Source organism: Vibrio sp. SCSIO 43133 (genome assembly GCF_023716845.1).
GTDB classification, from domain to species: Bacteria; Pseudomonadota; Gammaproteobacteria; order Enterobacterales; family Vibrionaceae; genus Vibrio; species Vibrio mediterranei.
Genome location: NZ_CP068025.1, coordinates 344935 through 356831, shown reverse-complemented (window position 1 = coordinate 356831; position 11897 = coordinate 344935). Strand labels below are relative to the sequence as shown.

Sequence of the window (11897 nt, the reverse complement as noted above, 5' to 3'; positions counted from 1 at the left end):
AAAGCGCCCAATACTTAGGGCGCTTTCCGGACACAGATTAACTACTTATTCGTCGGGGTCTGAAGTTTGTCCATAACCTCATCCAAGTTAAAGCTTGCTGCTTTTTGCCTTGGCGGGAATTCTTTAAAGGTCTCTAAGAACTTCCCTACATAGACTTGAGCCGGAACTAACAAGTAAACACGATCCAACATCCAGTCATAGTAAGTATTGGAGGTAACATCAGCGACTTCATAAGGGTCCATTCTCAAGTTAAAGATTTTTGGCACGCGGAGTGTCACGAAAGGTTCTGCCCATATTTGCAACGTCCCCTCTACCCTCTGCTCCATAAATACGACTTTCCAGTTGTTATAACGCAGTGCGGTTAAATCACCATCGTCTGAGAAGTAGAAAATCTCCGCACGCGGTGACTCTTCACTTTCACCTGTTAAGTAAGGAAGGAAGTTGTAACCATCAAGGTGAACTTTAAAGGTCTTGTCACCGGCTTTGTGCCCCTTAAGAAGTTTCTCTTTTACATCAGGCTCACCAGCCGCTGCTAACAACGTAGGCAACCAATCCATGTGATGCATAATATTGTTGGAGACCGAGCCCGCTTCGATTTTACCCGGCCATTTCACCATCGCAGGGACACGATACGCTCCTTCCCAGTTAGTGTTTTTCTCACCTCGGAAAGGAGTAAGACCCGCATCTGGCCACGTATTCATGTGCGGACCGTTATCCGTTGAGTAAAAGACAATTGTGTTGTCTTCGATTCCCAACTCATCGACTTTTTTAAGGAGTTCGCCTACTTGGTTGTCGTGCTCAATCATCCCGTCAGCATAAAAACTAATGCCTGATTTACCGAGGTTTTCATCTTTCACATGAGTACGGAAATGCATGCGTGTCGCATTCCACCATACGAAGAAAGGTTTCTTGGCCGCTACCGCGCGATCCATAAAGTCTAGAGCCGCGGAAAGAGTCTCTTCATCCACGGTTTCCATACGCTTACGAGTTAAAGGGCCAGTATCTTCAATTTTGCCGTCGGCATAAGATTTGATAACCCCTCGAGGTCCAAATTGTTTACGGAATTCGGGGTCTTTCGGATAGTCGATATTTTCAGGTTCTTCCTCAGCATTTAGGTGGTAAAGGTTACCAAAGAACTCGTCAAAGCCGTGATTGGTAGGTAAAAACTCATCTTTGTCGCCAAGGTGGTTTTTACCAAATTGCCCTGTCATATAACCATGAGGCTTTAGAAGCTCCGCAATGGTTGCATCTTCCGCTTGTAACCCAAGGTCAGCCCCCGGTAGACCCACTTTACTTAAACCTGTGCGCAATACACTTTGACCGGTTATAAATGTCGAACGTCCTGCCGTACAAGATTGCTCGCCGTAGTAGTCGGTGAACATCATGCCTTCTTTCGCAATGGAATCAATATTAGGCGTTTTATACCCCATAAGACCAAATGTATATGCACTAACATTGGACTGACCAATGTCATCCCCCCATATCACCAAGATGTTGGGCTTATCTTCCGCATATGCACTGGCTGATATACCAAATAACGCGGTAGCCAAAACTGCTAAGCTCCGCTTAAACCTTCTGTGTGTTGTCATGTAAACCTCTACGTTAGTTGGTCGCATCCTGCCCATTAACGTATAGTCGCAAACACTCATAAGCGCCAAAAATCTAAGGCAATTTTCACTATTAATAGATTAATAAACATTAGCCAGATTTTTTGATTAATCTCACATAGCACTAAAGTTGTAAGTGACCACCCCATTGGAACTCAACCTTATGATTTAGATAAGAATATTTACCAGTTATAACTTTTTTTTATAGTGTTTATAAGACGACACCATCTCTGACCTCAAATAGAGTGCGAGGCAAATAAGCACCTCACTGGGTGTTTACTGCAAAATCAATGAGTAAAAGACGATGGAGTCTAGAATGGCAAACCACTTAAGTAAGATTGCAATGGGCGTTGGGCTTATTGCTACATCTTCAGTTGCAGTTGCAGCAGATAAACCGAATATCCTTGCGATTTTCGGCGACGATGTTGGTTATTGGAACATTAGCGCGTATAACCAAGGCATGATGGGGTATGAAACTCCAAATATCGACCGTATCGCTAACGAAGGTGCACTTTTCACTGACCATTATGGTCAGCAATCTTGTACAGCAGGTCGCGCAGCCTTCATTACTGGTCAAGAACCTTTCCGTACTGGTCTATTAACAATTGGTATGCCAGGTTCAACACACGGTATTCCAGACTGGGCTCCAACCACTGCTGATCTACTCAAAGAGCAAGGCTACATGACGGCACAGTTTGGTAAAAACCACTTAGGTGACCAAGACCAACACTTGCCAACTAATCATGGTTTCGATGAGTTCTTTGGTAACCTTTACCACCTAAATGCTGAAGAAGAACCAGAAACTTACTACTACCCTAAAGATCCAGAGTTCCGTAAGAACTATGGCCCTCGTGGTGTAATCAAGTCTTTTGCTGATGGCAAAATCGAAGATACTGGTCCTATGACGCGTAAGCGTATGGAACATGCTGATGAAGAGTTCCTAGAAACGTCTCTCGCGTTTATGGAAAAGGCAGTAAAAGCTGATAAACCATTCTTCATCTGGCACAACACCACACGTATGCACGTTTGGACTCGTCTGCAAGAGAAGTATCAAGGTAAATCTGGTATCTCTATTTATGCCGACGGCATGCTAGAGCACGATGACCAAGTTGGTATCCTGCTAGACAAACTGGACGAGCTAAACATCGCTGACAACACGATTGTTATCTACTCTACTGATAACGGTGCTGAAACAGTTAGCTGGCCTGATGGCGGTGCGACACCATTCCACGGTGAAAAAGGCACAACTTGGGAAGGCGGTATGCGCGTTCCTCAACTTGTCCGTTGGCCTGGCGTAATTGAACCAGGTACTAAGATCAACGAGATGATGGCTCACCAAGACTGGCTACCAACGCTTCTTGCTGCAGCAGGTGTTCCTGATGTGAAAGAAAAGTTAGCTAAAGGCTACAAAGCAAACGGTAAAGACTGGCGCGTACATATTGATGGCTACAACTTCAAGCCATTCTTTGAAGGTAAAACTGACAAGGCACCACGTGAGTCTCTACTTTACTTCACAGCAAACGGCGAATTGAATGCGGTTCGTTGGAATGACTGGAAACTACACTTCGCAACGTTAGAAGGTAACATCACTGACGCGGTACGTTTCTCTCCTAACTGGCCGAAGATCATTCACCTACGTGCTGACCCATTTGAGAAAGCACCACACGAATCTGGCATGTACCTACGTTGGATGGCAGACAACATGTGGCTATTCGTTCCAATTCAAGACGTACTTGGCGAATTCTTCCAAACTCTGCCTAACTACCCAATGCAGCAAGGCCAGATGATGAACCCTGCTTCGATTGACTACCAGTCTCTAGGTCTTCAAGGCAAAATGAAGCAACTTGACCAGCTTCAAAAACAAGTACAACAAATGAAGTAATCACCTCAGATTCTTTTCATAAAAAAGACCAGCTTATGCTGGTCTTTTTATTATTGGTCAATCAAACGAAAGGGTTAATCAAGATTGTCCATGTCTTTCCATAAACGAGCTGCGACTTCCCTCGCCTCTTTATAGATAGGCTCAACGTCGAATGGGAACTCACGGTTTAGATAAGAGAACTTACCTTCCACCATCACACTGTTTACGTTGCTCGCATTGAGTGCGAATGCAAAGTGACCCGGCAAGTTATCAGCAACCAAAGGTGTTGGTGAGGTGTAATCAAGAATCGTTAGATCCGCTTTATATCCTGCTTCCAAACGACCAAACTTAGCACCAAAGTTACGACCAAGAATCTCGTTGCCGTTCCATAGATGGCGCATAAAGCTATCAGGCCACATTTGACCACCAGCATCACGATGCTTGAAGAACGCAAATTTAAGCTCTTCGAACATATCAGCACCAATGCCATCGGTACCAATCGCGACATTTTTGAACTGACGTAACTGATGGTTATAACCTACATTGTTGTTCATATTCGAACGTGCATTATGAACCAAGAAACCATCGTGTTTGTTCAAGATATTAATGTCCTTCTCGGACAAGAATAAACCATGAGCAAGCAGTGTTTTGCTATCGATTAAGCCAAAGCTATCGAGGCGCTCAACAATATCTTGGTCGTAATGATGATGACTATGAGTCACATCGTAACGGTCTTCTGCAACGTGAATATGTAAGCCACGCCCAGTCGCTTTCACCGCTTCCGACAGCATTGCCATACCTTCATTCGACACGGTAAACGGAGCATGAGCGCCGATATGAGCTTCAACCAGATAAGGCTCAACACCTCGCTCTTTTTCTGCATCCACAAGTTGTGCGAAGCGAATATTCTCTTCTACACCTGCCGCCATTTCTTCAACGCCGCCGTTACGGTCAGTCGTCTCAAAACAGGTCATACCGCGAAGGCCAGCTTTTAAGAAGCCTTTACGAAGTGTCGCCAGAGACCCTTCAATGTAGTTCGGTGAGGCGTGATGGTCGATAACCGATGTACAGCCATGACGAATGGCTTCTAATGAACAAATCAAACCGCTGTAGTACAAAGCTTCTTCATCCAACGCACGGTCCATTCGCCACCATAGGTTCTTCAGGATGGAGATAAAATCTGGACTTGGTTTAATGTCCGCCATGATGCCGCGAGCCAATCCAGAATAGAAGTGGTTGTGAGAACAGACAATGCCCGGCATTACTAACTTACCAGTAAAGTCCTTCACTTCAGCGTTTGGATACTTGGCACTAAGAGACTCACCGACTTCTATGATAAGGTCGTTTTCAATCGCAATATCAATCCCTTCCTTAATAAAGGCAGGTTCCATCTGTACTGCTGTTGCGTTCTTAATTATCAACATAATTCTATTCTCCTTTTACACTTCTACAGCGCCAAGCAAGTATTTGTGGTTCGATAGAACGTACTGAATAATAGTGGCTTCATCAGCTAACGTTTCTGGCAACTCGATTTGACCATTTTGATTAATTGGATACGTTGCGACTTCCCCTTTAGCTCTTAGCAACAGTTCATCGCCTTGAACCAAGAAACCTGGGTTAGTGCTTGAATCAAAGTCTTCTTTCAGACTGAACAACGTAAATTTGTCTTTGTATGGTTTGCTGTCCCAAGGGCAGAACTGAGCACAGTTGCCACACTCGTTACAGTAAGCATCAAGGTGGAGCGTTTGATACTGGTCTTTAAAGCCCGGAATCGGCAGTGACATGTTGGCACGGTTCGGACAAACATCTACACACTTACTGCACACATAAGAACACTCTAAGCAGCGCTCTGCTTCTTGCTTAACAAACTCATTGCGGTCGTTTTCTTCTAGCTTGTTCGCTTCAAGCAGTGCAACTTTGATTTCGCCCTTCTTACGATAAACTTCTGCGGCCGTTACTGAAGACTCAACTTGAGCTAACGTTTCAGATTGAAGTTCACGTTCGATAATTGCTGACGCCGCTTTGCGACCACCAGAAATTGCCGAAACAATCGATGATGGACCGGTTTGCGCATCACCTAACAAGAACACGTTTTCGACCTGAGTCTCACAAGTGTCATTGTTGACTGCTGGCCAACCGTCGTCACCCATTGGCACACCAATACGCGTTAACACATCACGGTTCGCTTGTTCACCTACCGCTGTAATGACTGCGCTGGCTTTGAGTGAAATGGTTTCATCGGTTGCTACTGGACGTCTACGGCCTTTCTCATCAGGCTCACCCAATGTCATGACCCGCGCTACAATAGTGCCATCTTGATGGAACTCTTCTGGATTGGTTAAGAACTTGAAGTTCACGCCATCTTCGACCGCTTCGTCATACTCTTCTTTGTATGCTGGCATTTCAGCTTCAGTACGGCGATAAAGTACCGTTACTTTCTCAACACCTTTGACTTTAAGCGCGGCACGCGCACTATCCATCGCGGTATTACCTGCCCCAACTACTACCACATGGTCACCAAGCGCTAACGCTTCGCCATCGTTGTAGCGACGTAAGAAGTCTAGAGACTTGTAAATGTTGTTATTGTCACCCGCTAACTTGATAGGGTTACCTTTATCTGCACCGATACCCAGACAGATATACTGATAGCCCTGCTCTTTCAGTTGGTCGATAGTGATATCTGGATTCGCGCCATACTCAAATTCCACACCATGAGCTTCAACAAACTCAATGTCATGTCTAATGGCTTTCTCAGGAATTCTAAATTGAGGAATAATGTGTTTCACCACACCACCTGCGCTCTCTTCTTTCTCGAAGATTTTCACAGGGTGACCAGCTCGAGCAATGAAGTACGCCGCTGATAGACCTGCAGGACCTGCTCCAATAACCGCGACTGGCTGTTTGGTTGTATCCAGATTTGGATGATGCCATTTAGATTGGTAGCCATCCCAACCTTTATCCAGCGCAATTTTCTTCATTTCACGAATGTTCAATGCACCTTCGTAATCGCGACGAGTACAGTTGTATTGGCATTGGTGATCACAAATATGACCTGTGATGGAAGGCAGAGCGTTTCGAGCGTAAATGACTTCCAACGCTTCGGTATACTTGTGCTGACCCATTAGGCGTAGGTATTCAGGGATATCTTGGCTGATAGGACACGCTGTTACACAAGGTGCGACATAACAATCCGTTAGTGGCACTGGTTGTTCGACAGTAATTTCTTCTGGACCACGCCACTCTTTTTGCGTGTATTCAGCGCACAAAGACTTCTCGGCCAGTTTTTCCAAACGCTCTAGGTTAACACCACGCATTGCCCAATCAGTGCTCACTTCAAGCTCTTTGGCACAGTCAGCGAGGCGCAAGTAGCCACCTGGTTTGAGCAGGTCTGTCGCCATAGTGATTGGGCGAATACCAGTTTCAAAGATCTCTCTGATGTTAAACTTGCTTGCACCACCAGAATAAGAGATTGGTAACGTGCCATTAAATTCGCGAGACAGTTCCAACGCCACATTGATAGATAGCGGGAACAATGCGCGGCCAGACATGTACATTTCTTTGTCAGGAAGACGGCCTTTATTGTTCAATGTACCAAGAGTGTTGGTCAGTTTGACACCAAAGCCGATGTTCTTGTCTTTACCAAGCTTAACTAGACGATGAAGCATGGCCTTGGCATCTTGCAGTTGCAAGTCGTGAGAGAACGCTTCTTTGCTAAGGGAGATATAGTCAAAACCCGTTTGATCAAGAATGCTGCGAACACGGTCATAACCTAGCAGCGTAGGGTTTAATTTAACGAAGGTATTGATACCCTTGTCTTCCAACATATAACGACAAATCGCTTCGATTTCGTTTGGTGGACAACCGTGCATGGTTGATAGTGTTACCCCTTCAGTCAAACTAACTGGGATATCATCTACCATTTCGAATAATTGTTGCAGTTCAGTTTCTGATGTTTTGCTATTCAACAGTTTATTATTGGCAATAAAGTCTTTTAATTCTGTTGAATATTGTGCAAATTTAGGATGCTTTGAAGAATCGAGCATATTATCAATATACTCTTGCATTGGCTCGGTCAAAATACCATCTAAATCATAGCCAACACTCATGTTAAAAATAAATGATTTCGCTTGCTTCGCCGCTTTACTATCAAATACTGATTCCAGTAGATGCAGCGCAAACCATGCTTTCAAATATTCGTCATACGCTTTGTGTAACGTAAACTCGGTTGACCATTCCGTATTGAAACACTCATCTTCTGCATCAATACATGGTTTAGCAATTTCAAGACGATCTAACTTCTGAACAGTCTTAAGCTCCATGAAGCGACCACCAGCAAGCCAAGACGTAACTATATTCTGAGCTAATTGAGTATGAGGTCCGGCGGCAGGTCCTACAGGGGTTTCGCAGTTTTCACCCCATACCGCAAGGTGTTGGTTTGTCTGTTTTTTATAGAACTGCTTTTCTGGGATGCCGAAAATCGATTTGCTTTGATGATACTCACCAAACATGCGTTCAAGCAGCTCGGTGAATGGAATTGGGCGCATGATATCTCCCATGGTAACACTCCTTTATTAATTCGCTTGTACTTCTGTGTAAATGAATTAATGAGATAAGAGCAATCACTAAGCCAAGGTTGTCTAATTACTTAACATGAAGACATTTTAACTGCTATTTCGTGACAGAGGTCTGATAATAAAGGCTATTGAGAATAGTTATTAATTTGATTAAAGTGTAATCTTATTTAATACCGTTTTTTATGATAGTCAGCTCGAGTGTTTTGTTAATTACATCTATCATAACAATAAAAAAGCTATCATATTGATAGCTTATTATTCTCACAATAATTGTCTGCTAAATGTTTAGCTTTCTAATACGACTTCTGACTGGTTAGGTATATCGATCGCTTTAGCTTTGCGCTGCCGTTGGAGTACATTCTCGTCCTGCTTCGGCTCCGCATAACCACCTTTCTCTACATGCTCCAACCAAACTTTCAAATGCGCTGTGGTTTGTTGTCGTTGTTCCAACGAAAGACCGGACACCAACTGTTTTTGCTTATCAACGTGAGCATCAATCAGAGCGTTAGCGATGTCATATCCCGTTTGTGTAAGTTGAACCACAACACAACGTCTATCGCAGTTCGAATGGTATCGGGCAATCAGTTTTTTACTCTCTAAACGATCCAGCCGATGGGTCATTGCGCCTGATGTCAGCATTAAAGACTGTGTAAGTTCACTGGGAGTTAAACGATAAGGTGCAGAAGAGCGCAGTAGTGAAGCTAGCACATCAAACTCTCCGGTTTTTAAACTGTATTGACGGCATAAACTCGCGAGTTCTTGTTCCACACATTTACTCACTCGCATTAATCGCCCAATAAGAACCATTGGCTCTGTATCTAGCTCCGGTCGCTCGTGTTTCCACAGTTCAGCAATACAATCCATCAGGTCCATATTAATCCCCTTCCAACCAACAATAAGGGCACCAAGAAAGTGATTCGAGGTGCCCTTGCTTTTATATACTAATAATCACGTTCATCGAGCTCATCGACATGCGTCTTAAATCGCCCAACCGCCCGCGTAGAACACCACCAATACGATAGTAATCAACACAGTACCAACGTTAAGTTTTTTCCATTCGCCTGATACTACACGGCCACATACTAGTGTTAGGAAACCAAGCATGATACCTGTCACGATGTTACCAGTTAGTACGATGAATACCGCACAAACAAGACCTGATAACGCATCAACAGAGTCATCGAGATTAAGCTTGCTGACGTTACTCATCATCAATAAACCTACATACATCAGCGCAGGTGCAGTAGCGTAAGAAGGAACAAGGTAACTCAATGGAGCAAGGAACAGTAGCAATAGGAACAAACCACCTACCACAACGGCTGTCAGACCCGTTTTACCACCCGCTGCAGTACCTGCTGCAGATTCGATATAAACCGCAGCTGGCGCACCACCAACAAAACCAGAGAAAATACTACTGACTGAGTCAGACGTCAGTGCTTTACCACCATTGATTATGTTGCCATCTTTATCGAGTAGGTTAGCTTGTCCCGCTACCGCACGAATCGTACCAGTCGCATCAAAAATCGCTGTCATAACCAAGGCTAATACACTTGGTAGAACAAGTGGACTTAATGCACCCATAATGTCCATTGAACCAAGTAGTGAGCTTTCACCTGAACCAAACGATGGCATGGCGAATACACCTTGGAATTTAACACTTGGGTCAAACATCAGACCTAACACAGAAATCGCAACAATAACCAGTAAAATGCCGCCAGGAACACGACGCTTCTCTAAGCCGAAAATCGCGGCTAAGCCAAGTACTGACATGATTACTGGGAACGACGTAAACTCACCCAAGCTAACAGGAAGACCTTCCACTGGGTTTTTCACCACAAGTCCAACACCATTCGCTGCGATAAGTAGCAAGAACAAACCGATACCAATCCCCGTACCGTGTGCAATACCAAAAGGTAGGTTTGTTAGGATCCACTGCCTTACCCCTGTAACGGTAATCGCAGTAAAGACCACACCCATTAAAAAGACCGCTCCCAGCGCAACAGGTATAGATATTCCTTGCCCGAGCACCAAGCTGAAAGCGGTAAAGGCGGTTAGGGATATCGCACAACCAATAGCCATCGGCAAGTTAGCCCAAAAGCCCATGAGCAGTGAACCAAATGCCGCAACCAAACAGGTGGCGATAAAGACGGAGCCTTGGTCGAACCCAGCAACACCAAGCATGCTTGGTACTACGATCACTGAGTAAACCATGGCTAAGAAGGTAGTAAGCCCGGCAATTAACTCTTGCCTAAAATTACTACCACGTTGTGAGATTAAGAAGTAATTGTCGACCCAACTATTGTTGGTTGACGTGGGTTTATCTTCAGCAATCTCCATCGTACTTTGCTGATTTGAGATATTTTCGGACATGTTATATTCCTTTTCATTAAGTCTTGGTCATCCCTTGTATTGAGACCAATGCATCTGCTGTATTTGCTATATTTGCCATAAAATCAGCTGCGCTCATAAACCAAACACCCGTCAACGTAGGTACGATAAATACTTCTATCGTCGCCGAGGGTCATGAGCACAAACAGTTTTTCAATAAGTTCAGAAGAGTTGTCGTATCGAAGTTGCTGGAGCGGTGTCGCACAAGGATCAATCACAACAAAGTCAGCTTCTTTGCCAACCTCAAAGTTGCCCAATAGGTGGTCTAGAGAGAGTGCTTTCGCTCCACCTAGTGTCGCCAAATATAATGCCTCAAACGCCGAGAGCTTCTGCTGCTGCAATTGAGCAACTTTGTATGCCTCATTTAACGTTTGCATCATATTAAAAGTGGTTCCTGCGCCGATATCCGTCCCGATACCTACTTTCACGTTTCGTTTCCACGCCTCCTGCATTTTGAACAGGCCGCTGCCTAAATACAGGTTGGAAGTTGGACAAAACGCGATAGCTGAATCCGTTTCTTGTATGCAGTCCCACTCTTGATCCTCTAGATGAACACAATGTGCGAATACACTCTTTGATCCAGTCAGGCCATAATGGTGATAAACATCTAAATAACCGTCTTGTTCAGGGAAAAGTTCTTTAACCCAAGCAATTTCGTTCGTGTTTTCTGACAAATGCGTATGAATATACGTATCTGGGTATTCCTCTCTTAACTTATGCGCCATTTCCAATTGTTCCGGTGTGGAAGTGGGTGCAAATCTTGGGGTAATCGCGTAAAGCAGACGGTCCTTTTTATGCCATTTCTCAATCAGTGTTTTTGTTTGGTTGTAACTTGTCTCCGGTGTGTCTAGTAAGTAATCTGGCGCGTTGCGGTCCATCATGACCTTACCCGCGACGATTCTCATATTGAGTTTGTTTGCTTCAGAGAACAATGCATCTACGGACTCTGGATGAACCGTTCCGAATACCATGCCTGTTGTCGTGCCATTTCGAAGCAGCTGCTTAATAAAGAACTTAGACATCTCCTTGGAGTAGTCTCTGTCTTTATAGCGCGCTTCTGTAGGGAACGTATAGTTGTTCAGCCATTCAAGTAGCTGTTCACCATACGCGCCAACCATTTCTGCTTGTGGGTAATGAATATGGGTATCAATAAATCCTGGCATGACAATTTTGCCTGGATAAAAACGAATACGTACTGAGTCTGGGACTTTATCTTTGCCTTCTTCCCACTCGCCGACCCACTCGATACGACCTTGGTCAACAAGAAGAAGTCCATCTTCAATAAAACGTACGTGCTGTTCGATATCTTCAGGCTTATCAACTACTTTTGTGATATCAAGTATTGAAGCCCTAATAGCCTTAATTGATTGGGTATATTGCATAATTACCTCGACCTTAACGCCCCTATTCACTACTTTGCTCACTAACAGAGGCATTGCTTCCCGTTATTTGGAATAAATGTGCGGC

General features: G+C 44.3%; 6 protein-coding genes and 1 pseudogene. 1 reads left to right on the top strand and 6 read right to left on the bottom strand.

Annotated features, from left to right (window positions below; translation table 11 throughout):
- Positions 1–41: 41 nt before the first annotated feature.
- Positions 42–1616: an arylsulfatase gene (locus tag JKJ11_RS18425; protein ID WP_420883079.1), complete on the bottom strand. Its 1575-nt coding sequence runs from the start codon at positions 1614–1616 to the stop codon at positions 42–44.
- Between the two features lie 307 nt (positions 1617–1923).
- Between JKJ11_RS18425 and JKJ11_RS18420 the strand changes: the two genes are divergently transcribed.
- On the top strand, positions 1924–3489 hold the full coding sequence (locus tag JKJ11_RS18420) for an arylsulfatase (RefSeq protein ID WP_006074758.1): 1566 nt from the start codon (positions 1924–1926) through the stop codon (positions 3487–3489).
- A gap of 74 nt (positions 3490–3563) precedes the next feature.
- On the opposite strand, the gene ssnA is transcribed toward JKJ11_RS18420, so the two are convergent.
- The 5 genes and pseudogenes from ssnA to guaD all read right to left on the bottom strand — a co-directional run bounded on the left by ssnA (position 3564) and on the right by guaD (position 11812).
- On the bottom strand, positions 3564–4892 hold the full coding sequence (ssnA, locus tag JKJ11_RS18415; protein WP_006074759.1) for a putative aminohydrolase SsnA: 1329 nt from the start codon (positions 4890–4892) through the stop codon (positions 3564–3566).
- A 15-nt stretch (positions 4893–4907) separates the two neighbouring features.
- The gene (ygfK, locus tag JKJ11_RS18410; protein WP_006074760.1) at positions 4908–8024 is read right to left on the bottom strand and encodes a putative selenate reductase subunit YgfK; all 3117 of its coding nucleotides are present in this window, start codon (positions 8022–8024) and stop codon (positions 4908–4910) included.
- A gap of 411 nt (positions 8025–8435) precedes the next feature.
- Positions 8436–8915 (bottom strand): annotated as a pseudogene (locus JKJ11_RS18405) (MarR family winged helix-turn-helix transcriptional regulator); the annotation flags it as partial.
- A 105-nt stretch (positions 8916–9020) separates the two neighbouring features.
- Complete coding sequence (locus JKJ11_RS18400; RefSeq protein ID WP_038223062.1) at positions 9021–10379, bottom strand: NCS2 family permease; 1359 nt, start codon at positions 10377–10379, stop codon at positions 9021–9023.
- A gap of 116 nt (positions 10380–10495) precedes the next feature.
- Entirely contained in the window at positions 10496–11812 is a 1317-nt protein-coding gene (gene guaD, locus JKJ11_RS18395; protein WP_038223055.1) for a guanine deaminase, read from the bottom strand.
- Positions 11813–11897: the final 85 nt, after the last annotated feature.

Coding starts and splice junctions, on each gene's coding strand:
- JKJ11_RS18425 (WP_420883079.1), bottom strand. CDS start 1,616: ATGCGACCAACTAACGTAGAGGTTTACATGACAACACACAGAAGGTTT.
- JKJ11_RS18420 (WP_006074758.1), top strand. CDS start 1,924: ATGGCAAACCACTTAAGTAAGATTGCAATGGGCGTTGGGCTTATTGCT.
- ssnA (WP_006074759.1), bottom strand. CDS start 4,892: ATGTTGATAATTAAGAACGCAACAGCAGTACAGATGGAACCTGCCTTT.
- ygfK (WP_006074760.1), bottom strand. CDS start 8,024: ATGGGAGATATCATGCGCCCAATTCCATTCACCGAGCTGCTTGAACGC.
- JKJ11_RS18400 (WP_038223062.1), bottom strand. CDS start 10,379: ATGGAGATTGCTGAAGATAAACCCACGTCAACCAACAATAGTTGGGTC.
- guaD (WP_038223055.1), bottom strand. CDS start 11,812: ATGCAATATACCCAATCAATTAAGGCTATTAGGGCTTCAATACTTGAT.